Here is a 26,306-nt window from a genome sequence, read left to right as displayed (position 1 = left end):
CACCGCGAACGTCCTGACCGGCAGGACCCCGCGCGGCCCGCGCACACCGCTGCCGGGATGAGGTGGAGGAGGTTCGCGTGTGCCCTCGGGAGGAGACTCCGGTCGTTGCGCTCGCCGACGACCTGTCGGGAGCCGCAGAGGTGGCCGCGCTCCTACGGCGGCCCGCAAGGCTCGCGCTGCACTCCGCCGACCTGGCGGTACCCGTCGCCGCCGGTGAGGCGGCGGTGGTGGATCTCGACTCACGGTACTTGTCCGACCAGGCAGCGGCCGACACCGTACGGGCCGCGCTGGCCGCGGCGCAGACGGCGGCGGACGGGCCCGCGGCAGTGGCCGGCACGGACCCCGCCGCCCGCTCGGAGGACGGCCTGGCACGGCCACGGACCGCAGGACACGAATCCGATTCTCGCGCGTTTCGCGCAGTCAGTTCCCGTGCTCCGTACGGCCGTCCGCTCTGGTACAAGAAGTGCGATTCGCTGCTGCGCGGACCGGTCGGTGCCGAGGCCGCCGCGTTCGCTGAGGGCGCCGAGCTGCTGGTGATCGCTCCGGCGCTGCCCGTCGCCGGGCGGGTCGTACGCGACGGCGCCGTCCTGGTCGACGGCGCGCCACTGCGGGGCTGCACGGCCTGGCGCGCCGAGGAGCGCGCCGCTCCCCGGTCGGTCGCCGAGGCAATGGCACCGCTGCCGACGGCGAACGTGCCGGTCGAGGTAGTGCGGCAGGGCCCCATCGCGCTCGCCGGGTGTTTCCGCCGGCTGGCGGCGCGCGGGCGGCACCCCGTATGCGACGCCGACACCGACACCGACCTGGCGGTGGTCGCCGCTGCGGCGACCCTCCTCGGCCCCGGCGCCCGGCTGCTGGGCAGCGGCGGCCTGGCGGCGGCACTCGGCCGCCGGCTCGGCACGCACGGCCCGGACGCCGACTCCGCGGTGACGCAGGCAGGCGACGAGCGCCCTCTCCTGATCGTCGCCGGGAGCGCGGAACCCGCCGTGGCCGGGCAGGTCGCGCGGCTGGTGACGGCCGGCGCCCGGCATGTCCCGCTGGCCCCCGGCCGGTTGGCCGGCCCGGACCTCGTGGCACTGCCCGAGCTCGCGCCCGGCACGGTCACCGTGGTCTCCGTGGACGGGTCCGGCGGCGTTCGCCCCGGGACGGCGCGCGGGATCGTCGCGGGCCTGGCGCGCGCCGTGGCGGCGCTGCCGGGGCGCCCCGACCTGGTCCTGACCGGCGGCGAGACGGCCCGCCGGGTGCTTGACGCGGCGGGGGTCACGACACTGTGGCCCGTTGGCGAGATCCACCACGGTGCCGTGCACTCCCGCACCTCGGACGGCCGGTCGGTCGTCACCCGCCCCGGGAGCTTCGGCGGCCCGGACTCGTTCCTCCGCATTGTGGCGGCGCTCCGGCCCCGCCTCGCCTCACCGTCCTCACCCACGTCCACTCCCCCACCACCGCTACCGGCCCCGACCGGCACGGCACCCTCTGAGCAAGGAGTCACCCAGTGAACGCGCAGCAGCCCCTGCCCCTCATCGGTCTCACCATGGGCGACGGCGCCGGTATCGGGCCGGAGGTGATCGTGCCCGCGGTCCTGGACGCCGCGACGCTGAGCCGGTGCCGCCCTGTGGTGATCGGTGACGCGGCACGGCTGCGGGAAGCGGCCCGGATCCTCGGCACCGACTGCGAGATCGTGACCGTCCCGACGCCCGCCGCGGCCGAGTCCGCACCGGGCCGGATCAACGTCCTGGACCTTGGGCTGCTGCCCGAGGACCTGCCCTGGGGCGAGTTGTCCACCGTGGCCGGCAACGCCGCCTACGAATATGTGAAGCGGGCCGCGGAACTGGCCCTCGCCGGGGAGATCGACGGCATCTGCACCGCCCCGCTCAACAAGGAGGCACTGCACGCCGCCGGGCACGTCTACCCCGGTCACACCGAACTGCTCGCGCACTTCACCGGGGTCGAGGAGGTGTCGATGATGCTGTCCACCGAGAAGGTGAAGGTCATCCACGTCACCACCCACATCGGTCTCATCGACGCCGTCAACCGGATCGAGCCGGGTCTTGTCGAGCGGACCGTGCGCCGCGGCCACGAGGCCATGGTCCGGGCCGGAGTGCCCGCACCCGTCATCGGCGTGTGCGGCATCAACCCGCACGCGGGCGAGAACGGGCTGTTCGGCTACGGCGAGGAGGAGGAGAAGATCGTTCCGGCGCTGGAGAAGGTGCGCCTCGACGGCATCGACGCGCGCGGCCCCCTCCCCGCCGACACCGCCTTCTTCCTTGCCTCCCGGGGCGACTACGACCTCATCGTGGCGATGTACCACGACCAGGGCCACGGCCCGGTCAAGGTGCTCGGCATCGAGGCGGGTGTCAACCTCACCGTCGGCCTCCCCGTGATCCGTACCTCCGTGGACCACGGCACGGCCTTCGACATCGCCGGTACGGGCAAGGCCGAGGCCGGTAGCATGATCGAGGCGCTGCGACAGGCCGCCGAGATGTCCACCGCCCGCTGAAGCCACGTGCCGCGAAGGCCGCTTGACCCACGTACCGCTAAGGACACTTGATGCCGCCCATCGGATCCCAGGCTCGGCGCGAGGAGATCCTCAGACTCGCCACCACGACCGGCCTGGCCAGCGTGGAGGAGCTGTCCCGGCACTTCGGCGTGACCGCCTCCACCATCCGCCGCGACCTCGCCCGGCTCACCGCTGACGGCCGGCTTGCCCGCACCTACGGCGGGGCGATGGCGCTCAACGCGCACCCGGAGGCGTCCCTGCGACAGCGCACCACGGAGGCGTACCCGCACAAGCGCGCCATCGCCCGGTGGGCGGCGGCGCAGGTCCGGCCGGGCGAGACCGTACTGCTGGACGCCGGGTCGACGGTCGGAGCGCTGGCGCGCGAGCTGCGTACCGCCAAGGACATCACGGTCGCCACCACCGGGCTGACGGTGCTGCACGAACTGGCGGACGTCGAGACCGTGCACGTGGAATGCCTCGGCGGGACGCTGCGCCCGCTCAGCCAGGCGTTCGTCGGCCCGCTGACGGAGGCGGCGCTGGAACGGATGACCTTCGACCGGGTCTTCCTGTCCGCGGACGGTGTGACGGCGGACGGCGGAATCTGCGAGGCCGACCTGCGCCAGACCCGGCTCAAGGAGATGATGGCCCGCCGCGCCACTCACACGTACGTCCTGGCCCACGCGGCGAAGCTGGGCCGGGCCCCCTTCCACGCCTGGGCCACGCTGCCGCCCGGCTGGACCCTGGTCACCGACGCATCGGCGAAGGAAGCCGACCTGGCGCCGTTCGCCGCGCGCGGGATCGTGGTGGTGCTGGCCGATCCCCTAGAGGAGGGAGCCTCCCCCTGAGTGGTGGACACGCTGATACTGGATCTGCCTGATCCGGAGGAAGCGAGAGACCGCCGATGGCGATGAAGGACTACTCGAACGAGTTCAAGGCCGATGCCGTGGCCCTGTTCGAGTCCACGTCCGGGGCGACCTGCAAGGGGATCACCGCCGATCTGGGCATCGGCCGGGGCACCCTGCGGAAGTGGGTGCTGCGGGACCGCAAGCACCGTGGCCAGGGCCCGGCCGCCTCGTCGGCGGGCGCCAGGAGAACTGCGGCCTCGAAGGAGACCTAAACGGACCGGGCGGCACCGGCGAACCCGTCGCCGCTCTACTCCGCCCCGGGAACGCGGGCTCGAACCCCGCCGCCGACCACATCACCACCGCCCGTCTCGCCCTCGCCCAACTGCCCGGGAAATACCGGCGTGGACGGCAGACCCTCATCCACTGCGACTCCGCGGGCGGCACCCACGAGTTCGTCTCCTGGCTCGCCCGGCGCGGACGCTGGCTCTCCTGCTCCGTCGGCATGATGATCACCCAGGCCATCCACAGCCACGTGCTGAAGATCCCCGCTTCCGCCTGGGCCCCGGCCGTCGAGACCGGCGGCGGAGTCCGCGACGGGGCCCGGATCGCCGAACTCACCGGTGACCTGCTCGACGGCTGGCCGAAAGGGATGCGGCTGATCGTCCGCAAGGAACGGCCTCACCCAGGCGCCCAGTTGAGGATCACCGACGCGGACGGCATGCGGATCACTTGTTCCGCGACCGACACCCCTGACGGACAGATCGAGGCCAGCGACACGGGCGGCGCTGGAGGTAGCGAACCGAGCCGCTGGCTAAGGGTTGCCGGCGTCGTACGCATCCCTGTGTTGTTCCACTTCGGCGAGGTGATCGGCCGTCCATGCGAGAAGGGTCAAGAATGGCTTATCGAGAGTGCGCCCGAGTGGTGTGATGCGGTACTCCACGGCAATGGGACGTTGCTCTAGCACCCGACGTTCGACGAGGCCGTTGCGTTCTAAGCGGCGCAGCGCCTGCGTCAAAGACTTCTGCGTGATCCCGTCGAGTTCTCGCTTGAGTTCGTTGAAGCGTCGCGGCTGCTGACACAGCGACGTCAGTAGCAGCTGACCCCATTTATCGAGGATTTGATCCAGGAGTTCACGCTGCGGACCAACGATGGTGCCCGGGGCGGCCTGGTCTCCAGGGGTACCAGGTTTCGTTGAAGTACCTGCCATGCACCAGGTATACCAGAAATACCACCCCTTGATCAAAGGAAAACCATGCCTGAGCAGCCCCTGACCACCCTCCGCCTGAAGCGCCAGGACGGCGTGCTGTGGGTCTCGATCGATGTCCCGCCCGTCAACCTCATGACGGCCCAGCTCCTCCTCGACTTGGACGCCGTTGCCGCATCGGCCGAGAGCGATTCCGACCTGCACGTCATCGTCGTCCAGAGCGCCAATCCGGAGTTCTTCATGGCACACGGCGACCTGACATTCGTCGAGAACCCTGAGACGTACGCTGCCCTGCCGATCGCGGAGGAGACGCTCGTCGGAACCGGCCCGATGATGCGGCTCCACGAACGCTGGCGGCGTCTGCCCCAGACCACCATCGCGAAGGTCGCGGGACTTGCCCGTGGCGGCGGCCCCGAGATGATCTCCAGCCTGGACCTCCGCTTCGCAGCGCTCGAAACCGCCGCATTCGGCCAGTTCGAGACCCTTATGGGCATCGTCCCCGGCGCTGGCGCAACTGCTCACCTGCCCCGTCTCGTGGGTCGCGCTCGCGCCCTCGAGATCGTGCTCACAGGCGGCCTCATCGACGCCGCGACCGCCGAGCGTTGGGGATGGGTGAACCGGGCCTTGCCCGCCGCGGAACTGGACGCTTACGTCGACTGGGTTGCACTGACCATCGCCAACCTGCCCGAAGGTGTCCGCGTCGCAGCTACCAAGGCGATCGACGCTGCCGACGGCCCACTCGAGGATGCACTGCGCGCGGAGGACCGCTACCTCGGGGAAACATTCACCCCTGCCTCTGGCGAACTCGCTAAGGCAGCACTTGCCGCTGGCGCTCACACGCGCGAGGTCGAACTCAACCTCGAAGAGGTCCTGCGGGCAAACCTCGCCCGAAATTCCTGAAATTCCGGATGCAGCGGGAGGCATGACCTGGGGATACTTCGGGCTCTGCTTCGACATTTAGTTATTGGCGCGCCCCGGCCTCGACCCACGTCTTGAGGAGAACACCAATGACCGGTTACCGCCTCGACGATCAGCTCGCGCAGGCGCTGACGCAACTCCCTCCGGAGTTTTTGAGCATGCCCGATCCTCCCGCGAACGATGTGCGGGCACTACGCGATCGAATCAATTACCAGTACACCGAAATGGGTAGGCTCGCGCCGCCCGTCCCGGCCGGTGTCGATCGAGAGGACGTCTCCATCCCCGTCGGCGGTGACGTCTCGCTCGAGGCCCGTTGGTACAGCAAGGGTGGCGCCCGTCCCGGCTCCGCCGTCGTCTACGCTCACGGCGGCGGTCAGGTGGCCGGCACCCTCGATCACTACGATCGCAGGATGCGTGTCTACGTGGCCGAGACGTCCGTCCCCATCTTGTCGGTCGGCTACCGCGTGGCCCCCGAGGGAAAAGGCCAGCAGCTCAGCGAGGACGTTTTCGCTGGGGTGATGTGGCTGCTTGAGGAAGCAGACCGACTGGCGGTGGATCCTACGCGCATCGCCGTGATGGGTGACAGCGGGGGCGGAGGGCTCGCGGCGTCGGCCGCCGTCCTGGCGAGGGACCGTGGAATCACGATCGCCCAGCAGATACTGCTGTACCCCATGCTCGACGATAGGACCACGGTCGCCAGTTCGGCCCTCGACCCCTTCCTCGCATGGACCGCCGGCATGAACGCGACCTCCTGGAACGCCCGCGCCGATGGTCCGGCCTCGGAGACGACCTCTCCCGCGCGGTTGAGCGACGCCCGTGGTCTGGCGGCCGCCTACATCGAGGTGGGCGATCTCGATCTCCTGCGGAACGAGAGCCTCGCCTACGCGCAGAAACTGGCGGCCGCCGACGTCCCGCTCGAGCTCCACGTTCATCCCGGGACGCCACATGCCTACGAATGGCTGGATGAGAACGCAGCTGTAACTCAGCGCGCCCTGACGGACCGCTACCGCGTCCTTCGCTCCCTTTGACGCTGACCGTGGATGTGGCTGACGGGGAGGATTGGCCGCCTCGGTGCGGTCCGCACCCGGGACCGCATCGTCCACACGGGGGGCCGGTGATGAGCGGGCGCTGGACGAGGTGTGGGAGGGACTGAAGGGTGTTGCAGAAGGCCGTGATCTCGCAGGCTGAATCGGCTTTCGGGCCTGTGCGGTCATGCGGCGAGGGCGAGGTTGTGCATGCGGGCGACGGCCTGGACGGCGTGATGGAGGCCGTCGCCGCGCTGCCGGCAGTCACGGAGGATCTTGTAGTTCTTCATGCGGGAGAAGGTGTGCTCGACACGCGCGCGGACCTTGCGATGCTGCGCGTTGTCCTCCTCCTCGCCCTTCAGCAGGGGTCGCCCCGGGCGTTTGCGGTGCGGGACGACCAGGCCGGTGTTGATGTAGGCGCCGTCGCCGAGGACGGTCACGCCTTCGCAGTGTGCGGCCAGGCCGGAGTCTCGCCAGGCTTTCGCGTCCGCGGTGTTACCGGGTACCGGACGTGCCGCGGCCACCACCAGCCGGGTCTCGGCGTCCACGATGACCTGCACGTTCGCCGAGAACCGGTAGTTACGCGAGGACGCTCCGACCTTGCGGTCGCGGACCGGGACGAGGGTGCCGTCCACGATCCACAGCCGCTCGACGGCGTCCTGGGAGGTGCGGACCGGCTCGAGCGCGAGCAGCGGACCGAGCCGCTGGATCACCCGGCACACCGTCGCGGGCGAGACGCCGAACAGCGGGGCGAGCTGCCGCATCGTCAGGTTCGTGCGGTAGTACACGGCCACCAGCAGCACCCGCTCGGCCAAAGGAAGCCGCCACGGACGACCTCATCCACAGCCCCCGCCACCACGCTCCCGGGCCGCCCGCAGCAACCGGCCGAACTGATCAACCCGCAACCCCGTGAACGTCTCCACCCACACCCGCTCGGCCCTCAACACCCCAGCCATACAACGGAGATGCCCAGTACACGGCCTTCTGCAACACCCTTTAAGGGCTGTCCCGCAACGTTGCGGGCGGTTGAGAGACCGAAAGGGTTCGCCGCTTATCCTCCTGTTGTGCAGCTGCCTCGGGATCCGTCGAGCGTCGCCTATGCCCCGGTGGCAGCGTTTCCGACCCGTCTGCCGGCGACGTGCAGAGTGTCCTGGCGGTCATGCCGGAGGCCAGGCTCGCGCCGACGATGCCCTTCGTGGTCGAGGTGCAGGGCGAGACCGTTGCCATCCCGTCGCGCATGTACAACGAGGAGCCGAGCGCCGACTCGGAGCGGCCGCCCCTGGTCGGAACTCGGCAGGCGATTCTGCACTGCCTCTACTCCCGGCACAGTGATGGCCGGGTCCGTCAGCGGCACCTTGAGCAGATTGTGACGTCGGGCGAGCCGTGGGTGGTGCCGTTCGTGGTGCAGTTGGCCGGCGAGTATGTGCTGGAGATCATCGAGGCGATCGGCCGGAGTCTTCCCGGGCTCGCCGTCCCGGGCTCGGCCCAGCGCCGCCTCTACGGGGAGTTCATCGCCCGGAATCCGGCCTTCGTCGCCCGCACGGAGCGGCGCGTGGTGAGCTACTGGTCGTGCTACCACCGCTGGAAGTACGGAGCGTTTGGGACGTATCCAGGGTGCGTCCTTTTGGAAGCGTTCCGGGCCGCTGTGGTGGAACAGGTGGGCGCGCAGTGGCCGCGGCACACGCCGCACCCCGCTGGTGGTGCCGCACAGCGCAACGGAACACAGTGGTTCACCGGTTGCGGGATCTGCCTGACGCCCTGGCTGTTGTGACAGCAGGAGCACGCGACGGCCAGTACACACACCTCGAAACGGACTGGGTCAAACCTGAGGGGTTCCTTCTGTACGGTATGGGCGTACTGCGATCCACCGCACCGCGGTTCTCAGAGTATTGGCACGCTTCCTCCCGGACCGAGGCCGCTCGCTATAGTTGATCGGCACGGGCGCCGTGTCGCAGCGTCCTTGCCCGAGGTACGCCGCGCTTGTGACGTCTCAGGGAGAGTTCTCCTGACCGCAGCCGATCAACTATTGCTACTCGGCCGGTCTGCACGCAAATGCTCGGTGCAGTGCCGCTGCCTGCGCGGCGACCGCGGCACCGACTCAGTGGCCAAGAAACGTCGTCCACTGCCATGACTGCGCTTCATCTGGAGTACCGGCAAGGGCACATTGGCTGAGCCAGACCGATCACGAAACCAACTGCATGGTCCGCACGTACTCGCCGTTCTGGTGGAGTCTGGCCTGCCACTGAGCCTGGCTTCCCGGGCCAGGTAACGAGATTCCGCACTGCGGCACATTACGCGGGGTCGGGCGCGGACCTCCGCCCAGGTGTATTGAGTAAATGCGTTGTTGACACTCTTCCGGCATGGGGGGCGGGTTGTGCTTGCGGTCAGTACAGTCGGCAACTACTGATCGCCACGCAGATACCGAGTAATCATGGCGACCAGCTCCGCCTCCAGCCGTTCTACCTGGACGGGCTGCGGGCTCGCCATCAGCTTGTGGGTGTTCATCTCGACGGTTCCCACGACGAGTTCCGCAGCCGTGTCGAGATCACCCACCCGGACGTCCGGGTGGCGGGCGAACACCTCGCGCACCTGACTCACCCGCGCCTTGCCGTGCCGGTCGATCGCTTCGATCAGTTCGCTGGAGGCCGGCGCCTCCTCGAACATGATCCGCAGCAGCTGCGGGTCGTCCCGGTGGTGATCGATCGCGTCGCGGACCAGCGCCCGGACCGCCTCCGCCAGGCTGCCGGGTGACATGTCCAGCTCTTCGACGCCCGTCCACGCGCCGCGGTCGATGTGCCGGACCAACAGCTCGGCGAGGATGGCGTCCTTGTTCGGGAAGTACTGGTACAGCGAGCCGATGGACATGCGGGCGCGTTCGGCGATCCGGTTGGTGGTGCCGGCGGCGTAGCCGTAGTCGGCGAAAACGTGAGCAGCGGCGGTGAGGATGCGCTCACGAGTGAGTTCGGCGCGCACCTGTCGAGGCTTGCGACGTGGGGCGAGACGGCGGTCGGCGGACGTCATCCATGGGTCCTTCCGGACAGCGAAAAGCGAGTAGTCAAGAGACGAGCTATTACTCAGAATAGTGCCATGAGCTGCGGAAACAAGCTGCGTCAAGGACAGGGGGCACGGACGTGATCCCTCAGGTGAGCATTCCCCGAGAGCGCAAGATGATCACTGTGGAGGTGCGGCGGTGCGAACCGCTCACACCGGGCTTCGCCGGGGTCACCCTGGGCGGCCCCGGCGTACGCGACCTCGTACCGGGCGGCGCCGACCAGGCCGTCCGTCTCTTCTTCACCCGGGACGGGCAGCGGGAGCTGCGGATGCCGACCGCCTCGAACGAGCGGTGGATGGTGCAGGTGATGCTCATGGCCAAGGCGGTCCGCCCGTGGGTGCGCAATCTGACCGTCCGGCGGCTGCGGCCCGCCGAGCAGGAGATCGACATCGAGTTCGCCCTGCACGGCGACTCGCCCATGTCCTCGTGGGTGCGCCGTGTCCGACCGGGCGACCCCGCCGGGATCTTCGACCTGGGAACCATGTACCGGCTGCCCGAGCACGCCCGGGGGCGGCTGCTGGTGGGCGACGAGACGGCGCTGCCGGCCATCCTGTCGATCCTGGAGGACGATCCGCACCCGCCGCCCACCGAGGTCTTCGTGGAAGTGGCGACATCGGCCGACGTCCGGGACGTCCCCACGTCGGCCGGGGTACGCGTCCACTGGCTCAGCCGCGACGACGCGGACCTGCGGCCCGGCACCCTCGCGCTGGCGGCGGTCCGCGACGCCGAACTGCCCGAAGGGCCCCTCTACGCGTGGACGGCGGGCGAGTCCCGCCTGGCCTCCGGCGTCCGGCGGCACTTGATCGACGACCGCGGCGTGGCCAAGCGCGACATCTCCTTCTACGGCTACTGGCGCCTGGGCCGGTCGACCCCCGGCTGAAAGGGACCGACATGCAGCAGCACACCTTCCGGCCGGACTCCTTGCACCGGCTCACCACCGTGGACGAGATCGAGGCGGTCGTCGGCCGCCCGGCCTCAATGATCATGCGTAAGCAGATCGGCGTCCTCGACGCTGGCTGCCGCGAAGTCCTGGCTCACAGCCCAGTCGCGGCTTTCGGTTACCGGGGCACGGACGGCACCACCCGGACCACCTTCGTCGGCGGCGCCCCCGGGTTCGCGCGCGTCCACTCCCCCCAGCGGTTCTCCTTCCCCACTCCCGGGCCGGCCGTCGTCCCCGGTCCGGTCTCGCTGTTCTTTCTGCTGCCCGGTGTGGGAGAGGTACTGCGCGTCAACGGCGCCGCATCCGCCCTCAAAGGCGGGGAGACGGCCGTGGACGTCACCGAGGCATACGTACATTGCGCACAGGCCGTCATCCGCTCCGGACTGTGGGAGCCGGCCGCCCCATTCCGGGCAGCCGAGGCTGTGCCGGGCCTGGGCCCGTTGACTGGTCCCGGCGTGAGCGACTTTCTGACCGCCTCCCCCTTTCTGGCTCTTTCCACGTGGGACACCGACGGCGGCAGCGACACCAGCCCGCGTGGGGAGCGGGAGACGGTGGCCCGCATTCTGGACGGCCGTACCCTGGTCCTGGCCGACCGTAAGGGCAACAAGCGCGCAGACAGCCTGCACAACCTGTTGCAGGACGACCGGCTCTCACTCGCCGCGCTTGTCCCCGGCCGCAGCGGCGTGCTGCACGTCCACGGGCGAGGCGCGATCACCGACGACGCCTCGCTACTGGAGACGATGGCCCTACGCGGAGTGCCACCACATCTCGCACTCCTCATTGATGTCGAGCACGCCGAGGTATGCAGCAACAATGCCGTGGCCAGTGCACGTCTGTGGACGCCGGATGGATTGGCCGGTCGCGGTCAGCCGCCCGACATGATGGCCCTGGGCAGCGCCCACTTGGCTGCCAACTCCGCCGAGTCCGGGCGCGCATGGGCATGGCTGATCAAGCTCATCACCGCCGTTCCCGGGACAAGCTGGCTGATGCGGAAAGCCGCGGACCGCGCCTACGTGTCCGGACTACGCAAAGAGGGCTACGCAGACGTTCGAGCCCCTGTGGCGGCTCGCCACGGCAAGGCACGCCACGGAAACGCAACGGAAAGCCCGCTGCGTCCGGTGCGCATCCGAGAGATACGCCAGGAGACGCCCACCACCCGAACACTGGTGCTCGAGAACGCGACTCAAGAAGCCAAGCCGTTCAACTTTCACCCCGGACAGTTCTTCACGCTGGTCACGGACGTAGAGGGCCACCAAGTGCGGCGCGCCTACTCCGCCTCCTCGGTCCCGGGCGCGACCCGGCTGGAGGTGACTGTCAAGAAGGTGGAGGGCGGGCGCTTCTCCACACACGCCCACCGCGGCCTGCGCCCCGGGGACCGTCTCGCGGTACGCGGCCCCTCCGGCACCTTCTACGCGCCGCCTCAAGACCCTGGACCGATGGTGCTCATCGCAGCCGGCAGCGGCATCACACCCATGATGAGCATGATTCGAACCCGTCTTTCCGATCCCGCGTCGACCGGCCGCATCAACCTGCTCTACAGCAGCCGCAGCTCCGAAGAGATCATCTTCCGCGATGAGCTGACTCGCATGGAGAAGAACCATCCCGACCGACTGGCTGTCACCCACGTCCTCACCTGCCGTGACGGACGACTCCACGCCGAAGGAATCCGCCAGTGGGTGACCAAACTGCCTCTCTCCTCCAGCACACACCACTACGTCTGCGGTCCCGAAGCACTCATGGACACTGTCCAGGAAGTCCTGCACCGGCTCGGAGTACCGGACGAGCTCATCCACCAGGAACGCTTCACCGGCATCACCACCGCCCCTACCGGCGCTGCGGCACCCCAGGAGATGAGAGTCGAGAGGACAGGGAGCCTCGTCGGAATTGCCGTGGTTGAACCTGGCCAGACCTTGCTCGATGCCGGTCTCGCCGCAGGGCTGCCCATGCCGTACTCCTGCACAGTCGGCAACTGCGGCGAATGCGTGGTGCGCATGCGCGGCGGAGAGGTCACGCAACCCGAAGACACCTGCCTCACCTCCCGGCAGAAAGCCGAGGGCCACGTGCTGACATGCGTCAGTCGTCCGCTGTCCAAGGTGACCCTTGATATTGCCGATCCGACGTCCCCGGACCGGCGTTGAGAACGTCGAAGGTGGTCTTCAGGATGGGCTAGCGCAGTACCGTCCCGGTGGAGTTGACCGCGATGTCGGCGCCGCCGTAGGTGTCCACGGCCGTGTCGAAGAGCCGCCGTACGTCGGCGACCTTCGTCAGATCCCCCTGGACGGAGACGGCCTGTCCTCCGGCCTCCTGGATCGCCTTGACCGTCTGCTCGGCATCGCTCTCCGAGCTGTGGTAGCGCACAACCACCTTCGCCCCGGCCTCCGCGAATGTCCTGCTGATCAGCCCGCCCAGGTTCTTCTCGCCACCGCCGACGACGGCGACCTTGTCCCTCAGCGTGTTCTCAGTCATGTCCGCACTTCCTCACGGCCTTGTCGGCCATCGACCGGATGACGTCCCAGAGCCGGGCCCAGGTGGACATTCCAGGCATCAGGCAACAGAAGTTTCGGGTCGTTCTACAAACATCATCGGCTCCCCCGAGGTTCTGCTGCCTTCGGCACCCACCTACGGCCAGTGCGGCAAGCCGATCATGTTCGATCCCCCGGCGCCCATGGCTGCTGGACTTGACGAGTCAGGCGCCTGAGTGGCTCAGTTCATCAGACTGGTGAACAGAGCCAGCAGGCACACCTCCCTGCCGGGCGGTGAGGCAACACTCGTCAGGATGGGTTCAGCGGAGTAACACCGGTACCCGCGTACAGATCGGGCTGGAGCGACAGGACGGTGAGCGGCTCGCCCACCTTGATCGCGTGCCAGGCGATCGCCGCCGCATGAGCGACCGGCCAGTCCGCGTTCGGCCAGCCCATCGTGTCGACCGGGTGCGCCGCAGTGAAGGGGACGCTCTCCGCGAACCGCAGGGACGCCGCGTGCCGGCCGATGCCGACGGTCTCCCGTTCGGCGGCCACGAGGGCAAGGGACGGAATGAGGACGCGGCCGGTGCCGCGCGAGGCCTCGATGTAGAGGCCGGTGAAGAAGGGATCTGCCCGGAACAGAGCAGCCAGAGCAGTGTGGTCCAGGACGGCCGTCACGTTCACGCGGCGGCGCCGCCCTGATGCGCACGGATCTTCGCCCAGGCATCCTGACCGGCCTGCCGGACCTGCTCGCTGTACTCGACGCCGAGCTCACGGGCCGCCTCCGCCGCGCGCTCTTCCCGCTCCGCCTGCGTGAGCTCGCGAGAAGCGAGCTCTTCCAGCAGCTCAGTGATCGTCGTGCCCCGTTCCTCGGCCAGGACCCGCAGCCGGTCGCGCACGTCCTCACTAGTCTTGATACTCGTCGGCTTCTGAGTCGGCGAGAGCCCTTCGGACAGCGCCTCGGCTGCGGGATGACGCCTGTCCTTACGGCGGTGGACCGAGTTAGGCGGTGAAGAAGTCGCCCAGGGCGACGGAGAGCGGCCCGGGGGCTTCCTCTGCCACATGATGGCCGGCGTCGATGCCGTGGCCTCGGACGTCGTCGGCCCAGTCGCGCCAAATGGCGCGGGGGTCGCCGTACAGGTCCTCCAGGTCGTCCCGCAGGGACCATAGAACCAGGGTGGGACACTCGATCCGTGCGCCCCGTGCCCGGTCCGCTTCCTCGTGGCGGCGGTCCACGGTGAGTCCGGCGCGGTAGTCCTCCAGCATGGCGCGGACGACGTCCGGGTTCCTGGTGGCGGCCCGCCACTCGTCGTGATTCTCCTGTCCCATGGCCTCGGGGTCGCCGTGGTACCAAGCGTCGGGGTCGGCGTTGATGACGCGTTCGGGGATGTCCGGCTGGGCGAAGAAGAACCAGTGCCACCACGCGGTGGCGAACCGGGCATCCGCACGGGCCAGGTGCTCGCTCAGAGGCAGTCCGTCCAGGAACGCTGCCCGGGTCACCGCTGAAGGGTGGTCCAGCACCAGACGGAGGGCCACGGCGGCCCCACGGTCGTGCCCGACGAGCCCGAAGCGATGACGCCCGAGCGCCCGCATGACCTCGACCATGTCTCTGGCAACGGCACGCTTGGAGTGCGGGACGTGATCAGAAGCGGGCGCGGGGCCACGGGAGCGTCCGTAACCGCGCAGGTCGGGGCAGACGACGGTGAAGCCGCGCCGCACCAGAAGGGGCGCGACCCGGTGCCAGGTCGCCGACGTCCGCGGGTGGCCGTGCAACAACAGGAGAGGCGGGCCCTCGCCCCCGTACCGGACGAAGACGGATGCCTCGCCGGTGTTCACCGTCCTGGCGGCGAAGTTCTCGAACATGGACGCTCCTTTCGCTCCGGGGCCTGACCTGCGGCCCTCCCCGGCATCCCGCCTGCCCAGGATGTGCCCCGGCACGTCGTCTGGGTGGCCGAAAGCCGGAGCGCCACTGTTGGCCGGCCGGGGCAAGGCCGCGCCCGCCCTTCACTCGCCGACGTCTCACTACGTCGCTCAGCTCACGCGGGCCGCCGACGGTGCTCGCTCCAATCGTCAACTCGCATGCTCACTCGTGGACTGAAGTGCTCAGTCTCATGGCTGCCCAGGACGCCCGGCTTCCCAGGCTGCGTGCTTGCGTCGTCATCGCTGTGCGCCTGGGCGCACTCGGTCTGCGGCGGTACGCCGGAGGCATGCCGAAGCGACGCCGCCCGTATCCGAGTGATCTGTCCGATGCCCGCTGGGAGTTGGTCGAGCCGGTCCTGGCGGCCTGGCGTTTCGAGCGCCGTGGCAGAGCTCTGGACTTCGGCCGGCCGCCCGAGCATGACCTGCGCGACATCATGGACGTGATTTTGTATGTGGACCGCACTGGCGCCCAATGGCGCTACCTCCCGCACGACTTCCCGCACTGGAATACGGTCTACGGCTACTTCGCCAGGTGGCAGCAGGAAGGTGTGTTCGCCCAGCTCAACGGCCTGCTCCGCCAGCTCTTACGGCAGAAGGAAGGCCGGGAGACCGAACCGTCGGCCTGCGTGATCGACGCGCCGAGCGTGAAAACCTCCACCAGTGTGCTCGCCACCAGTCAGGGCATCGATGCCGGCAAGAAGATCGTCGGACGGAAACGGAGTATCGTCACCGACACCATCGGCCTTGTGCTCGCTGTGCTGGTCACCGCGGCAAGCGTGCAGGACTCCATCGCCGGCACCCAGCTCCTGGACCAGGTCACCGCCGAACATCCCAGCATCCGCAAAGCGTGGGTCGACGGCGGCTACCGCCAACACCTCGTCGAGCACGCAGCCAGCCCGGGAACAGGGGATTCACCCCCATCCCGAAACGCTGGGCGGTCGAGCGGACCTACGGCTGGCTCATGCTCCACCGCAGGCTGGCCCGCGACTACGAAACCCATCCGCACCGATCCGAAGCCATGATCCATATCGCTTTGACCGACCTCATGGCCCGCCGCCTCACCAGCGAGAACACCACCTCCTGGCGCGCCCCGACACTGCAGACCAAACAGCAGATTACGGGATGAAAACGACTGGAGAAAACGACCTCTAAGGCGATGCGATGTCCGAGAGACCTGTGACGCGCACCGGGCAGGTGAGCCCGGTGCGTGGCAACCGTCGGCGGTCAGGTGCTGATGGTGGCAACGGGGTCGACGTGGTAGTTGCGGGCATAGCCGTTCTCGGTACCGACGAGGATGTCGACGACCTCGAAGTAGCGGTCCCAGAACGGGGTTTCGCGCAGGGCGTCGATGAGGAGCTGGTAGGCGTGGTGGTCGTCCGCCTCCCAGACCCAGACGTCGGTGACGCGCGCGGAGTAGAACTCGGTGTCGTAGAAGCGTGACCGGACGCCGGTGGTCCTGGCCTCGATCGTGGGGAGGACCTGGGTGGTGAAGGCGTCGATCCGCTCCGGGACGGTCAGTGCGAGCCACTCGGGCGTGGTCTTGACGAGCATGAACGCGGTGACCGGCGGTTCGGTTTCCTCAACGGGCATGGTGGTGTCTCCCAAGTGGTGGGTGGTCTGACGCCATGGGCGCCACATGCGATGGCGAAGAGACGGGTGGCTTTCAGAAGAGGACGGCGGGCTTGAGGGTCTGGGCGCACCAGTGCTCGAAGGTGCTGGTACCGGCGGTGACCGGGGTGCGGGGGACGCCGGCATCGAGGCCCTCGTCCTTGGCCCGCTTCATGTCGATCACGCCCTGTGCGAATGCCTCGTTGAGGCCGTGGCCGAGGAGGGTGGCGTACAGCTCGTCGAGCGGCTGGCGTTCATAGCGGACGGGGTGGCCGAGCTGCTCGGTCATGATGCGGGCCAGGTCATTGGGTGACAGGTCCTGCGGCCCGAGGACCGGGACGCTGCCGGTGCCCGTCCATGAGCGGTCCAGCAGCAGGCCGGCGGCGACGGCCGCGATGTCGGCGACGGCGACCAGGGGCGCCTTGCGGTCGGCATCGACGGTGTCGGTGAAGACGCCCCGCTCGCGGATCGAGGCGGTCTCCTCCAGGAGGTTCTCGAAGAAGGACGGGTTGGCCAGGGCCCGGTAGGCGACGCCGCTGCCGGCCAGCAGGTCGTCCATGGCCAATGAGGCGGTGACGAGTCCGGCGCGGCCGGCGAGCGGGGTGCCGCGGCCGAGCGCGGAAACGCCGACGACGTGGCCGACCCCGTGGGCGGCGAGCGCCTTCGCGGCGGGGCGGGTGAAGCCGGACCAGGCGTCCTCCGGGGCCAGGGAGGCGTCCGGGGGGACGAGCCAGAAGACGGCGTCCGCGCCCTGGAAAGCCCTGTCGACCACCTCGGCGTCGCCGTGCGAGCCGGTGATCACCTCGACGCGTCCGCGTGCCGCGTCCGGCAGCCGTGCCGGGTCACGCACGATCACGCGCAGTTCCTCACCGGCGGCGGGAGCGGACTCAAGAAGCCGGGTGAGCAGGTGGCGGCCGATGTTCCCGGTGGGGGCAGTGATGACGATCATGAAAACCTCAAGCATCCGTGTCGGATCGGTACGCCCATCCTGGGGACCGCCACGGTGATGCCACAATGGGAACTTCAGCAAAGAGGTATTGCCCGAAATGGAATTACGCTGGTGAACAGCCCACATTCGGCCCTTGACGCCAACCTCGCCGTCGCACTGGACGCCCTGCTGACCGAGCAGAGCGTCACCCGCGCCGCCGCTCGCCTGCACACCTCCCCCGCCGCCATGAGCCGCACCCTCGGCCGCCTGCGCCGCACCCTCAAGGACCCGCTCCTCGTACGGGCCGGACAGAGCATGGTCCCCACCCCTCGAGCGCTGGCTCTGCGCGACGAGACCGCCGCAGTGGTGCGCCGTCTGGAAGCGCTGCTCAGCCCCGGCGAAGGCGCCGACCCCACCACCCTGAGCAGCACCTTCACCCTTCAGACCGCCGACCTGGTCGGTGCGGCGCTGGCCCCCGGACTGCTGCACCTGGCCCGGCAGGAGGCACCGGGCGTCTCGTTCCGGCTCCGAGCCGAGGAGTTGGAGGCCGGTCCGGCCCTCCGCGACGGCCGGATCGATCTGGAGATCGGATCCATCGACCACGTGGACCCGGAGACCCAGGTCGAAGAACTGGTCACGCTGCGGATGGTGGCGGCCGTCCGCCCGGGGCACCCCCTCGCCGAAGAAGCCCTGGACCCGGCACGGCTCGCTGCCGCCGAACATGTCGTCGTCAGCCGACGAGGCCGGTTCACCGGCCCTCTCGACAGCGCCCTGGCCGAACGGAACCTCCACCGGCGCGTCACCGCCGTCCTTCCCAGCCACCTGGCGGCGATGGCCCTCGCGGCCCGCAGCGACGTCGTATGCCTCGTCCCCGCCGCACTCCCCGGCAACCCCGAATCACCCCTCACCCACACCGCCACCGCCCTCGGCCTGCGCCTCCTCGACGTACCCCTGCCACTGCCGCCCCTGGCCATCGGCATGGCCTGGCACCCCCGCCACACAGCCGACGGAGCCCACCACTGGCTCCGCAACGCTGTTCGCCGCACACTGCGGGCACCCGGGACCACCTGACGTGACCTCAGAGGTGCGGCATCGGCTGACAGAACGAGCGCGTCCGCACCGAGACCAAGCAGGTCCCGGAAACGGAGAAGCAGCTACGGGCGACCGTCGCCAAACTCAAGAAGACCACCGCGAACCAACGAGCCGAACTCGAAGAGCTCCGCCAATTGGTGACCCGCCCGACCCTCGCGAGTGCAGTTCTGACCCAAGGACATGACGAGCTGGCACCCCCAGCGGATAACGTGATTGCGATTCGGTCGACAACCTAATAGGACTGCTCCCGTCGGTAAGGATCACAGTGTGCCTTACAGCATCAGCACTTCTACAAGATCGAGCAGTTCAGGAGTCGTCCGTCAGTGGTACCGATGAGCAGGAGGCCGGGTTCGATGACAGTCAGCGCGGTCGCCACGACGGGCACTCCGGCCACAACCAGGTGCTGACGCCAGCGGACGTTGCCGTCATGGAGATCGAGTATGACGAGCTCGCCGTCGTCGTATGTGACGAAGACGGATTCCAGGTCGTGGTCGAGGTCCGTGGCTTTCCGGTCTGTCCGGAAGACCCATGTCGGCTTCTCTCCGGCCACCGTGCGCCGTACGACGAACGATCCACCTGGCTGCAATCCGTGGCCGTGGTAGACCGTGCCAGCATGGATCAGGTCGCCATCGGCAGTCTCCACGCCGGGGCCTGCGAAGTGTGTCTCGCCAGGCGTCCAGGAGTAGGGAGACAGACGACGGGCCTCCGCCTTTCTGGGCTCACGCGGACGTTCGGCGACCGGTATGCTCTTCGGTTCCACAGCCGCGAGCCAGGCGTCACCTGATCCAGGTTTCTGCCCGCTCTTCCTGGGGACACTTTCCCGGAAGTAGACCCGGCTGCCACGCCGGATACGCAATCTGCTTCGTGCTCCGTTCCTGCCGGCGGGTGCAAGGGCGGGCTGGCCGTCAGCACACCGCACCAGGGACACCGCCCCCGCCGGAGTGAAGCGGTCGAGCCGTGCCCCGTCCTGGAGCGACAGTCGGACCACGGCCTGAGCGTGCTCCTGCCACGGCGGCCGCATCAGGCTGACCCACGCCGATCGCTCATCTGCGGCTACGACAATGTCGCGGCCGCCACCGTCGTCGTCCTGAACAGCCCATTGCCGCTGTCCTGAGGACAACCAGGCTTCCAACTGGATCCCGTCGAGGGTCGCCACGATCCTGCCGTCGGACAGCTCCTCGACTGCGCGGACGTTGCGACGCGGGTCCCATTCGCTACTCAGGCTGGAGACCTCCTGACGTGCGTCCTCTCGACGGTCGGTTCGCGGGGCCGCTACTCGTGGTCCGGCCAGGTCGTGTCCGGTGAGCGACCGGGGCGGTACAGCCCCCCAGTCGGGCCGGCGCACTACCGCAACGTGTCCCTCATTCCACGCGTCTTTGTCCTGCCAGTCGTCATACGGCGCCATCAGCACGCGAAGTTCCTGCTCGTTGAGCCACTCCAGGCTCAGGACCTGGCGGCCGAGTTCGTGCTCGATGAGCGATGTGCTCCTGCCTGTTTCCAGGTCCAAAAGGAGCAGTTCCCCTTCGAAGAAGTAACCGCCGTCGTAGTCGCCCGTACCGACGGCAAGCAGGGGGAGCCGGGGGTGGAAAGCCATGGCATGTACGGGATACCGCGCACGGAGAAGGGCCCGGCAAGCCAGATTGTCGGTGTCGTAGACACCGACAGGTGCAATGCTGCCGAAGTCGGGGACCCCCGCCACCGCCACGTGTGTGCCTGCCACTGCCAACAAGCCGCGACTCTCGTCGTCGACGGCGAGGACTGGATCACCGATCTCGGCGAAGGGGCGGTCACCGAGGATTCGATCGATGCGGAACGAGACGGTCATGGGCAGTGATCTTGTCAGAGGCGAAAAACTACGTGAAGCCACGGGCATCCAGAAGCTGAACAGAAGAACTTGACAGGGAAGATGGCCTCGGTGGTGGTGCGGACCGGCTGGTGAAGACGTCCGGCGAGACTACGGCCGGCAGGCCCACCGTGTGGATGCCGTACTCGTGCAGCGCACCGGCCTGGCGGGAGCCGACGCCGTGCAGCGCCTCGACCACCTTGTGCTGGTCCACGAGGCCCGTGACTGCATCGGGGCTGCGTCGCCCGCGGAAGGTGGTCAGCGAGCTGATTCAGTCGCGGATGACCTGGGTGGCGCGGATGGCGCCGTCCTCGAGATCCCAGTCCCTGAGGATGCTGCGGTACTCGCCGCTGCTGATCAATTCGTTCAGGGTCCGCTGGAGGGCCTTGCTCAGCGCGGCGTTGGAGCCCCGCACGGCCATGCCGACGGGGGCATCCTCGGCGAGGTCGCCCTGGGCCAGGTGGAAGTCACCATCGGATTCCTTCGCCTGACCGACGGCGTACGGGAGGTCGCTGACGACCGCGTCCAGAGAGCCGTTGCGGAGCAGCTTGGGGTAGTCGAAGAGGTCCGCGGAGGACTGCTTGATCGGTTCGGGGCCGCACTCCCGGTAGGACGCCTCGCGTATCGCCTCCTCGGAGCCGAAAGCGGCGACCCGCAGGCCGCACAGGTCGGCCCAGGAATGGATCTTCCTGGCCGTCTTCCACGGCGCGTAGGCGGTGTATCCGTAGTCGAAGTAGTGGAGGAAATCGACCCCTTGCCGTTCCTTGGCGTCCAGGGAGGCGACCGCCGAGCTCGGCATGAGGACGTCGTACTCCTTTCCGAGCCCCTCGAACGGGTTGCCCGGGCCGAATATCTCGACCCCGACGGTCTGCACCCGCAAACCGAGCCGCTCACCGAGCGCCTTGGCCAGGTCGGGGTCTGGGCCAGTCCAGTCACCCGCCTTGGGCCCCGGGCTGGTGTCCTCGAGCCAGCCGCTGTCGTCGGCCGCGTACGCGAGATTGTGTGCGCTGCCGCTGCGTTTGCCGGCGACGGCGACGGTGAGGGTGCCGGGGCGAACGAGGTGAAGCTTGTTCGCCTGCGTGCCGGAGCCCTCGTCGTCTCCCCTGATGTTGCCCAGCGTGTATGCCGTGACACCGACCAGCACGGCGACGAGGGCCGCGGCGCCGGTGATCAACCACGGGCGTGTGCGGCCGGAGGGGGGCGCGGGCGGCGGATCGAAGGGTGGCGGGACCGGGGCGGTCTCCGTGGGCAGCTCAGCCTCGGGCAGCTCGGCCGTCGGCTCCGCATACCTCGTCACATGCCCCTCCGCGACAGCGGCCAGCATCGCGTCGAGCCGCTCAGGCGCGGGCCTGGCCGCCGGGTCCCGGACCAGGAGCTCGGCCAGTACGGGCGCCAGTGCCCCCGCCCGTACCGGCGCAGGCAGCTCGCCGTCGAGGACCGCCGCCAGTGTGGCCAGTGGGGTGGGCCGGCGCAGCGGGTTGTGTCCCTCGACGCAGACGTACAGCAGCATGCCCAGCGACCACAGGTCCGATGCCGGTTCGTCATCCATGCCGCGGATGCGCTCGGGCGCCACGTATTCGGGGGTGCCAACGAGTTCGCCGGTGGCAGTTAACGAGGCGGAGGAGGGTCCCGTGGAGGAAGGGCGCTGCAGGGCGGCGATGCCGAAGTCAGTGAGTACGGCGCCGCCGTCCGGGCGCAGCATGACGTTGGCGGGTTTGACGTCGCGGTGGCAGATCCCGGCGGCGTGGGCCGTGCGCAGTGCTGCCAACACCTGGCGGCCGATCCGGGCGGCCTCGACAGGGTGCAGCAGGCTGCCATCGCCGAGCCGGTCCGCGAGGCTGTGGCCCGGGACCAGCTCCATCACCAGCCAGGGGAAGGAGCCTTCTTGCTCGTCGATGACGTGATGGATCGTCACGACATTCGGGTGGCTGATGCGGGCCAGCGCGCGGGCCTCGCGAAGCATGCGTTCGCGCAGCATGCGTGAGGCGGCGGAGTTCTGCGGTGCCAGTTCCGGCGCGGGCGGGCGAACTTGCTTGATCGCGACCTCCCGGTGCAGCGCGAGATCGCGGGCCCGCCACACTGTGCCCATGCCACCGCTGCCGAGCCGCTCCACCAGTTCGAAGCGTCCACCGACGACCTGTCCGCTCTCGCCCTCGATCACGGAGCGAGGTTACGCGCTCCAGTACGTGGACGACAGGGCGTTCGTGGCGAACTCCGCGGGGAGCCTGGCCGCGGTCTCAGCGGCCAGCAGCGCGAAGGACTCGGTCCGGCTCGGGGCCATTCTGCGGTTCCGTCGGCGTCACACCGTTGCCCGCCCCGCCCCGCCAGAGCCGTCGGCAGGGTCTTCTGCCCCGTGTGGACCCGTGGCCAGTCGGTGGCGAGCGCACTCGCGCCGTACCAGCTCCATCACCGACCCGGCCGCGCCGCTCAGGGAGCGTTTGCGCAGGTCCAGGACAGCGGTCGGGTTCGAGAGGCCCTGGGACGCCAGGATGTTCATCAAGGACCAGATCACGTCCGGACGCGCCCCGACGGGGATTTCCTCGCCGTCCGGAGCGATGACCGTGGCGGCGGTGGTGCCCGCGAGGAGGTTGGTGCGGGCCCAGTCCACGACGAACGATCCGCCGTTCGCTGCGGCGTACAGGACGACCTCCCGGGTGCGGTGCAGGACGGCGAGGTAGTCCATCGGCACCGTCAGCCGCCGGGCGGCGTCGAAGGGCGGTGTGCCGTCGGCGGGACGGATGCGTATCACCGTGTCCAGGACCGGCCCGTGGTCCTGAAAGGTGTGCGTGGCGGTCATCTGCAGGAAGCGACCCCGCACCAGCACGCCGCCCCGGCGCGACCAACGGCGGCTGACGGTACCGAACCCGGCCGCCGCGCCCGGAAGGCTGTCTACCAGCCACCGGGCCTCCTCACCCGGCTCGGTCACCGGCGCCCGGCCCTCGGGCGTGGCGCGGGCATGGTCGGCGACCGAGGCGTAGCGCGCCGCGACGGCCGGGTCCAGGCGCCGCAGGTCGAGCGTGTCACCGTCCAGCCCGATGCCGCCGGCCTCCCGGGAGATCCGCAGGTGACGCAACAGGCGCTCGGGATGCCCGGTCACCTCGGTCAGCCGACCGTCGAGGTCGATCACCCGGCAGGTTCGCGTGCCCGCCAGCAGGGCGCTGCCCGGCCAGAGGGGAGTGACCCGCCGGCCCTCCGCACGCGGACCGGCCCGGTCGGCGGGACGGTCCGGATCGACGAGGACGGCCAGTCGGCCCGCGGTGACCGCCGACAGACACAGGGACGGCACCCGCCACTCGCCCGTGGTCTCGAACGCTCCGGGACCCTCGTCGTCGTACACACGCAGCCGCATCCTGATCTTCGGCGTGAACTCGTCGGGGGTGAGGTCGCCGCCGTAGGTGGTGAAGGTGCCCTCGCCGTCGGGGCTGTAGTGCACCAGTGAGGCGTCCAGTACGTTCGCCCGCACCACCCGCGCCTGTGCCGGCCCCGGTGTCGGCCGAGGAGCCCACAAGACGAAGGTGTCGTCGCCGTAGGAGACGCTGCTGTCCTTGAGCCGGTCCCTTCGGGTGATCCGGGGGAAGCTGTTCCGCACGAACCGGAGCACCAGCACAGGGATCGCGAGAGCGCCGGCCCCTCCCAGGGCGAGCGCGATCCACGCCCAGTCCTCCCCCGCGCGCAAGGCGCTCCACCCCACGAGCAGGGCGAGCGGAACCGGAAAGCAACAGATCACGGCGCAGCCGAGACTGCCCGCCACCGCACGGCCGTAGCTACGCATCGCCCCCCTCGCACCCCGGTGCATCCCGTGCGGCATGCCGCACGACCGGAGACACCCACCGTCCTATCGTCCCGCCGCCTCGCCTGCACCGCCAGACTTCCGGCACCACGAATCCTCTTGCCGGACCGAGGTCCCCGAGACGTGAGCACGACGGGAACCGGCCCCTCCGGCCGGACTCCGCGCTCCGGGCACGCTGCTCAACTGGGCTGCGAGACGCACGGCGGTCTTCTCCCTGGCCCGCTGCCGGATCAGACCCTCCTTGGCGGCAGCACGCAGCCTGAACTCTGAACTGGCCCTCAGCACGCACACGTTCACCACTATCGAGGGCCTCAACGACATCCTTACCGATTCGGCTGACGAGGCCGAACCGGTCGGCGTGAGGTGAGCAGCGTTCTCCGCTCGCGTCGCTGCGTCCGGCACCCATGCCCGCCTGAGCCTGTACAGCGCTTCGACGGGCCCAGTCCGCCACGGCCGGCTACCGGATCCGATTGAACGCCATGCGCGTTCACGCTCTCCCGCCCCCAAGGAGCGAATCCCCTTGCCGGGTGCGCTGCCTTCCCGGCCGGCCGGGCTACCAGTGACGCAGGTCCTTGGTGAGTTCGCGGTGCCATTCGATGTGGCGCGGTACGTACTCGTCGGGTGCCGGTCCGATCGCGACGACTCCCGTCCGCGACGAACGCTTCGCTGATCTCCCTGACCATGACCGCCTACTACCACCCCGATCACCGCCTCGATCTCGAGCACAGCCTGCCATCGGGGGACCGTGGCTGCCCGGGCCCCGCTGCGACCACCTGCTGGTCAGCCTTCCCCACCGCCACGGACCTGACCTCGAGCAGTGCCCGCTGCCGGACGGCGATGCCCGCATCCTCCGGGTTCTGCCGGTCACCGCAGCCGAGATGGCACACCGACGCGAGCACAGCCACGAAGCCCTTGAACAGCTTTCCGACGAGCACGCGATCGTCCCGACCGATCCAAGGCGTCCATCCGTCGTCTGACCCAGCGAGCTTCTGGGACGCAAGCGGCAGCCACGGAGTCCCAACTCGTCGACATGTCGAGGCACAGTGATCACCGACTACCGCCCAAAGCCATCGCCAATCACTGTCCGCTTTCATCAGCGAAGCCACGGGCATCGCCGGGCGGTGCGGCGCACCGGTGCGGTGGCGCACCATCGCGCTGGGCCCACGGTGGCGTCCATCGTCATCCGGCGCACCGGAGTCCGGTGCGGCACTCGCGCAGCTCGGCGCCGAGCGTCACCAGGTGCAGCACGGAGCGGGAGAGCCGGTCGAGCCGGGTGACCTTCAAAGTGTCGCCCTCGCGAGTTGCCGACAGTGCCCGCCTGCGAGTTCGTGATCACGGGTGTGCGTGCCGGCAGACGGTCGTTTGCCGGCACGCCCATCGAGTTCTGCACGGCCGGCGTAACCGACTGCGCCCACCGACCGCGGAGCAGGCGGCCCCTTCAGCCTGCCAACTGCTGTAGCCATTCGCGCAGCAGAGCCGTCTCCGTGTCGCGCAGAGGCACCCCGGTGCTGAGCGCGGTCTGAAGTGCGGCGTCGAGGGCGAGTGCGTGCGAGGCCAGGTCGGACCCGGATGAGGCGGGCCTGTCCGTGGTGACCGAGGCGATGACGGTGTCCCGCAGCCGCGCCGAAGTGGTCAGGTCCCGGTGTGAGGGTTCTTCGCCGATCAGCGCCAGCGTGGCGCCCGTCGTGGCCGCGTGAATGACGCGGGTCGCCTGCTCCACCGGAATGCGAAGGCGCCCGGCCTCGGCCGTGCGGCGCAGCAGTCTCACCAGCAGGGCGTGCGCCTCGTCCGCGGCGGGGGGCCGCCGCCCGGGCTGCACGGTGCCATACATGAGCATGTAGAACGCGGGGTGCCGCAGTCCGAAGTCGACGTGCAGGTCCCAGCCGCGGTAGAGGTCGGCCACCGGGTTGTCCGGGGTCAGCGCCAGTGCCTCTCGTTTCTCGGCCAGGTACGTCTCGAATCCGTAGGCGGCCAGCTCGGCCAGGAGTCCGTCCTTGTCGTCGAACATCCGGTAGAGCGCGGGGGCCGTGATGCCCGCGGCTGCGGCGACCGCGCGCGTGGAGACCGCTTCGCTGCCGCCCTCCTCCAGAAGCTTGGCGGCCACCTGCAGTACCTGGCGTCGCGCGGCGCGTCGTCCCTCACTCATGGAACAACGATATCGCATCTTGCGTATCGCCGCTTTATC

The 26,306-nt window shown here is 69.1% G+C and carries 25 protein-coding genes and 3 pseudogenes; 13 read left to right on the top strand and 15 right to left on the bottom strand.

What is annotated here, in order from left to right; all coding sequences use genetic code 11:
• Nucleotides 1-77 precede the first annotated feature (77 nt).
• The 5 genes and pseudogenes from ACIRGB_RS23025 to ACIRGB_RS23005 form a co-directional block, all read left to right on the top strand.
• On the top strand, nucleotides 78-1,493 hold the full coding sequence (locus ACIRGB_RS23025) for a four-carbon acid sugar kinase family protein (RefSeq protein ID WP_403868116.1): 1,416 nt from the start codon (nucleotides 78-80) through the stop codon (nucleotides 1,491-1,493).
• Nucleotides 1,490-2,494 carry a 4-hydroxythreonine-4-phosphate dehydrogenase PdxA gene (gene pdxA / locus ACIRGB_RS23020; RefSeq protein ID WP_403868114.1) on the top strand — a complete coding sequence of 335 codons (1,005 nt, stop codon included), beginning with the start codon at nucleotides 1,490-1,492 and terminating at the stop codon, nucleotides 2,492-2,494. Before ACIRGB_RS23025 ends, pdxA begins: the two co-directional genes overlap by 4 nt.
• Nucleotides 2,495-2,544: 50 nt before the next feature.
• Nucleotides 2,545-3,339 (top strand): DeoR/GlpR family DNA-binding transcription regulator, encoded by a 795-nt coding sequence (locus ACIRGB_RS23015; protein WP_403868112.1) that lies wholly within the window; start codon nucleotides 2,545-2,547, stop codon nucleotides 3,337-3,339.
• A gap of 56 nt (nucleotides 3,340-3,395) precedes the next feature.
• Entirely contained in the window at nucleotides 3,396-3,611 is a 216-nt protein-coding gene (locus ACIRGB_RS23010) for a transposase (RefSeq protein WP_403868109.1), read from the top strand.
• Nucleotides 3,611-4,087: pseudogene (locus tag ACIRGB_RS23005) on the top strand (transposase); the annotation flags it as partial. The gene ACIRGB_RS23010 and the pseudogene ACIRGB_RS23005, both read left to right, overlap by 1 nt.
• A gap of 63 nt (nucleotides 4,088-4,150) precedes the next feature.
• On the opposite strand, the gene ACIRGB_RS23000 reads toward ACIRGB_RS23005, so the two are convergent.
• Nucleotides 4,151-4,546, bottom strand: a complete 396-nt coding sequence (locus tag ACIRGB_RS23000) for a winged helix-turn-helix transcriptional regulator (RefSeq protein ID WP_403868106.1) — start codon at nucleotides 4,544-4,546, stop codon at nucleotides 4,151-4,153.
• A gap of 45 nt (nucleotides 4,547-4,591) precedes the next feature.
• On the opposite strand from ACIRGB_RS23000, the gene ACIRGB_RS22995 reads away from it, so the two are divergent.
• Nucleotides 4,592-5,443 (top strand): enoyl-CoA hydratase/isomerase family protein, encoded by an 852-nt coding sequence (locus tag ACIRGB_RS22995; RefSeq protein WP_403868103.1) that lies wholly within the window; start codon nucleotides 4,592-4,594, stop codon nucleotides 5,441-5,443.
• A gap of 107 nt (nucleotides 5,444-5,550) precedes the next feature.
• Nucleotides 5,551-6,489 carry an alpha/beta hydrolase fold domain-containing protein gene (locus ACIRGB_RS22990; protein WP_403868100.1) on the top strand — a complete coding sequence of 313 codons (939 nt, stop codon included), beginning with the start codon at nucleotides 5,551-5,553 and terminating at the stop codon, nucleotides 6,487-6,489.
• Nucleotides 6,490-6,671: 182 nt separating this feature from the next.
• On the opposite strand, the pseudogene ACIRGB_RS22985 reads toward ACIRGB_RS22990, so the two are convergent.
• Nucleotides 6,672-7,442 (bottom strand): annotated as a pseudogene (locus ACIRGB_RS22985) (transposase family protein).
• A gap of 203 nt (nucleotides 7,443-7,645) precedes the next feature.
• On the opposite strand from ACIRGB_RS22985, the gene ACIRGB_RS22980 reads away from it, so the two are divergent.
• On the top strand, nucleotides 7,646-8,257 hold the full coding sequence (locus ACIRGB_RS22980; RefSeq protein WP_403868097.1) for a hypothetical protein: 612 nt from the start codon (nucleotides 7,646-7,648) through the stop codon (nucleotides 8,255-8,257).
• A 629-nt stretch (nucleotides 8,258-8,886) separates the two neighbouring features.
• On the opposite strand, the gene ACIRGB_RS22975 is transcribed toward ACIRGB_RS22980, so the two are convergent.
• Nucleotides 8,887-9,507: a TetR/AcrR family transcriptional regulator gene (locus tag ACIRGB_RS22975; protein WP_403868094.1), complete on the bottom strand. Its 621-nt coding sequence runs from the start codon at nucleotides 9,505-9,507 to the stop codon at nucleotides 8,887-8,889.
• A gap of 146 nt (nucleotides 9,508-9,653) precedes the next feature.
• On the opposite strand from ACIRGB_RS22975, the gene ACIRGB_RS22970 reads away from it, so the two are divergent.
• Nucleotides 9,654-10,418 carry a siderophore-interacting protein gene (locus ACIRGB_RS22970; protein ID WP_403868178.1) on the top strand — a complete coding sequence of 255 codons (765 nt, stop codon included), beginning with the start codon at nucleotides 9,654-9,656 and terminating at the stop codon, nucleotides 10,416-10,418.
• A gap of 11 nt (nucleotides 10,419-10,429) precedes the next feature.
• The gene (locus ACIRGB_RS22965; protein ID WP_403868091.1) at nucleotides 10,430-12,616 is read left to right on the top strand and encodes a 2Fe-2S iron-sulfur cluster-binding protein; all 2,187 of its coding nucleotides are present in this window, start codon (nucleotides 10,430-10,432) and stop codon (nucleotides 12,614-12,616) included.
• Nucleotides 12,617-12,644: 28 nt separating this feature from the next.
• Here ACIRGB_RS22965 and ACIRGB_RS22960 read toward each other — a convergent pair whose 3' ends face one another.
• The 4 genes from ACIRGB_RS22960 to ACIRGB_RS22945 form a co-directional block, all read right to left on the bottom strand.
• Nucleotides 12,645-12,944 (bottom strand): SDR family NAD(P)-dependent oxidoreductase, encoded by a 300-nt coding sequence (locus tag ACIRGB_RS22960; RefSeq protein ID WP_403868088.1) that lies wholly within the window; start codon nucleotides 12,942-12,944, stop codon nucleotides 12,645-12,647.
• A gap of 305 nt (nucleotides 12,945-13,249) precedes the next feature.
• Nucleotides 13,250-13,624 (bottom strand): PIN domain-containing protein, encoded by a 375-nt coding sequence (locus ACIRGB_RS22955; RefSeq protein ID WP_403868085.1) that lies wholly within the window; start codon nucleotides 13,622-13,624, stop codon nucleotides 13,250-13,252.
• On the bottom strand, nucleotides 13,621-13,839 hold the full coding sequence (locus ACIRGB_RS22950; RefSeq protein ID WP_403868082.1) for a hypothetical protein: 219 nt from the start codon (nucleotides 13,837-13,839) through the stop codon (nucleotides 13,621-13,623). The genes ACIRGB_RS22955 and ACIRGB_RS22950 overlap by 4 nt, the downstream gene beginning before the upstream one ends.
• Before the next feature lie 103 nt (nucleotides 13,840-13,942).
• Nucleotides 13,943-14,803 carry an alpha/beta fold hydrolase gene (locus ACIRGB_RS22945; RefSeq protein ID WP_403868079.1) on the bottom strand — a complete coding sequence of 287 codons (861 nt, stop codon included), beginning with the start codon at nucleotides 14,801-14,803 and terminating at the stop codon, nucleotides 13,943-13,945.
• Nucleotides 14,804-15,147: 344 nt separating this feature from the next.
• Here ACIRGB_RS22945 and ACIRGB_RS22940 point away from each other — a divergent pair.
• Nucleotides 15,148-15,986, top strand: a pseudogene (locus tag ACIRGB_RS22940) (IS5 family transposase).
• A gap of 98 nt (nucleotides 15,987-16,084) precedes the next feature.
• On the opposite strand, the gene ACIRGB_RS22935 reads toward ACIRGB_RS22940, so the two are convergent.
• Together ACIRGB_RS22935 and ACIRGB_RS22930 are read right to left on the bottom strand one after the other, a co-directional pair.
• Nucleotides 16,085-16,450 carry a darcynin family protein gene (locus ACIRGB_RS22935; RefSeq protein WP_403868076.1) on the bottom strand — a complete coding sequence of 122 codons (366 nt, stop codon included), beginning with the start codon at nucleotides 16,448-16,450 and terminating at the stop codon, nucleotides 16,085-16,087.
• A gap of 73 nt (nucleotides 16,451-16,523) precedes the next feature.
• Nucleotides 16,524-17,417, bottom strand: a complete 894-nt coding sequence (locus tag ACIRGB_RS22930; protein ID WP_403868073.1) for an NAD(P)H-binding protein — start codon at nucleotides 17,415-17,417, stop codon at nucleotides 16,524-16,526.
• Between the two features lie 111 nt (nucleotides 17,418-17,528).
• On the opposite strand from ACIRGB_RS22930, the gene ACIRGB_RS22925 reads away from it, so the two are divergent.
• On the top strand, nucleotides 17,529-18,467 hold the full coding sequence (locus tag ACIRGB_RS22925) for a LysR family transcriptional regulator (RefSeq protein ID WP_403868070.1): 939 nt from the start codon (nucleotides 17,529-17,531) through the stop codon (nucleotides 18,465-18,467).
• Nucleotides 18,468-18,777: 310 nt separating this feature from the next.
• Here ACIRGB_RS22925 and ACIRGB_RS22920 read toward each other — a convergent pair whose 3' ends face one another.
• The 4 genes from ACIRGB_RS22920 to ACIRGB_RS22905 form a co-directional block, all read right to left on the bottom strand.
• A complete protein-coding gene (locus ACIRGB_RS22920; protein WP_403868068.1) occupies nucleotides 18,778-20,313 on the bottom strand; it encodes a hypothetical protein in 1,536 nt (511 codons plus the stop codon).
• 28 nt (nucleotides 20,314-20,341) lie between these two features.
• Complete coding sequence (locus ACIRGB_RS22915) at nucleotides 20,342-20,545, bottom strand: hypothetical protein (RefSeq protein ID WP_403868065.1); 204 nt, start codon at nucleotides 20,543-20,545, stop codon at nucleotides 20,342-20,344.
• Between the two features lie 57 nt (nucleotides 20,546-20,602).
• On the bottom strand, nucleotides 20,603-22,420 hold the full coding sequence (locus tag ACIRGB_RS22910; RefSeq protein ID WP_403868175.1) for a serine/threonine-protein kinase: 1,818 nt from the start codon (nucleotides 22,418-22,420) through the stop codon (nucleotides 20,603-20,605).
• Nucleotides 22,421-22,630: 210 nt separating this feature from the next.
• Nucleotides 22,631-24,103, bottom strand: coding sequence for a hypothetical protein (locus ACIRGB_RS22905; RefSeq protein WP_403868062.1), 1,473 nt, complete (start codon nucleotides 24,101-24,103; stop codon nucleotides 22,631-22,633).
• Nucleotides 24,104-24,717: 614 nt separating this feature from the next.
• Between ACIRGB_RS22905 and ACIRGB_RS22900 the strand changes: the two genes are divergently transcribed.
• Nucleotides 24,718-25,098, top strand: a complete 381-nt coding sequence (locus ACIRGB_RS22900; RefSeq protein WP_403868059.1) for a suppressor of fused domain protein — start codon at nucleotides 24,718-24,720, stop codon at nucleotides 25,096-25,098.
• A 202-nt stretch (nucleotides 25,099-25,300) separates the two neighbouring features.
• Here ACIRGB_RS22900 and ACIRGB_RS22895 read toward each other — a convergent pair whose 3' ends face one another.
• Entirely contained in the window at nucleotides 25,301-25,432 is a 132-nt protein-coding gene (locus tag ACIRGB_RS22895; RefSeq protein ID WP_403868172.1) for a recombinase family protein, read from the bottom strand.
• Between the two features lie 127 nt (nucleotides 25,433-25,559).
• Entirely contained in the window at nucleotides 25,560-26,267 is a 708-nt protein-coding gene (locus ACIRGB_RS22890) for a TetR/AcrR family transcriptional regulator (RefSeq protein WP_403868056.1), read from the bottom strand.
• Nucleotides 26,268-26,306: the final 39 nt, after the last annotated feature.

This window comes from Streptomyces sp. NPDC102490 (genome assembly GCF_044765285.1).
In the GTDB taxonomy this organism is placed as follows: Bacteria; Actinomycetota; Actinomycetes; order Streptomycetales; family Streptomycetaceae; genus Streptomyces.
The sequence above is the reverse complement of the archived record's forward strand: the minus strand, read 5'-3'. Positions and strand labels throughout refer to the sequence as shown.

What these genes read in the sequence shown, in the direction of transcription:
- ACIRGB_RS23010 (WP_403868109.1), top strand. Translation starts at nt 3,396, where the DNA reads ATGGCGATGAAGGACTACTCGAACGAGTTCAAGGCCGATGCCGTGGCC.
- ACIRGB_RS22935 (WP_403868076.1), bottom strand. Translation starts at nt 16,450, where the DNA reads ATGCCCGTTGAGGAAACCGAACCGCCGGTCACCGCGTTCATGCTCGTC.
- ACIRGB_RS22945 (WP_403868079.1), bottom strand. Translation starts at nt 14,803, where the DNA reads ATGTTCGAGAACTTCGCCGCCAGGACGGTGAACACCGGCGAGGCATCC.
- ACIRGB_RS22920 (WP_403868068.1), bottom strand. Translation starts at nt 20,313, where the DNA reads ATGACCGTCTCGTTCCGCATCGATCGAATCCTCGGTGACCGCCCCTTC.
- ACIRGB_RS22930 (WP_403868073.1), bottom strand. Translation starts at nt 17,417, where the DNA reads ATGATCGTCATCACTGCCCCCACCGGGAACATCGGCCGCCACCTGCTC.
- ACIRGB_RS22890 (WP_403868056.1), bottom strand. Translation starts at nt 26,267, where the DNA reads ATGAGTGAGGGACGACGCGCCGCGCGACGCCAGGTACTGCAGGTGGCC.
- ACIRGB_RS22975 (WP_403868094.1), bottom strand. Translation starts at nt 9,507, where the DNA reads ATGACGTCCGCCGACCGCCGTCTCGCCCCACGTCGCAAGCCTCGACAG.
- ACIRGB_RS22970 (WP_403868178.1), top strand. Translation starts at nt 9,654, where the DNA reads ATGATCACTGTGGAGGTGCGGCGGTGCGAACCGCTCACACCGGGCTTC.
- ACIRGB_RS22990 (WP_403868100.1), top strand. Translation starts at nt 5,551, where the DNA reads ATGACCGGTTACCGCCTCGACGATCAGCTCGCGCAGGCGCTGACGCAA.
- ACIRGB_RS22905 (WP_403868062.1), bottom strand. Translation starts at nt 24,103, where the DNA reads ATGCGTAGCTACGGCCGTGCGGTGGCGGGCAGTCTCGGCTGCGCCGTG.
- ACIRGB_RS22980 (WP_403868097.1), top strand. Translation starts at nt 7,646, where the DNA reads ATGCCGGAGGCCAGGCTCGCGCCGACGATGCCCTTCGTGGTCGAGGTG.
- ACIRGB_RS23000 (WP_403868106.1), bottom strand. Translation starts at nt 4,546, where the DNA reads ATGGCAGGTACTTCAACGAAACCTGGTACCCCTGGAGACCAGGCCGCC.
- ACIRGB_RS22900 (WP_403868059.1), top strand. Translation starts at nt 24,718, where the DNA reads ATGTGGCGCGGTACGTACTCGTCGGGTGCCGGTCCGATCGCGACGACT.
- ACIRGB_RS22995 (WP_403868103.1), top strand. Translation starts at nt 4,592, where the DNA reads ATGCCTGAGCAGCCCCTGACCACCCTCCGCCTGAAGCGCCAGGACGGC.
- ACIRGB_RS22965 (WP_403868091.1), top strand. Translation starts at nt 10,430, where the DNA reads ATGCAGCAGCACACCTTCCGGCCGGACTCCTTGCACCGGCTCACCACC.
- ACIRGB_RS22960 (WP_403868088.1), bottom strand. Translation starts at nt 12,944, where the DNA reads ATGACTGAGAACACGCTGAGGGACAAGGTCGCCGTCGTCGGCGGTGGC.
- ACIRGB_RS22910 (WP_403868175.1), bottom strand. Translation starts at nt 22,420, where the DNA reads ATGGGCACAGTGTGGCGGGCCCGCGATCTCGCGCTGCACCGGGAGGTC.
- ACIRGB_RS23015 (WP_403868112.1), top strand. Translation starts at nt 2,545, where the DNA reads ATGCCGCCCATCGGATCCCAGGCTCGGCGCGAGGAGATCCTCAGACTC.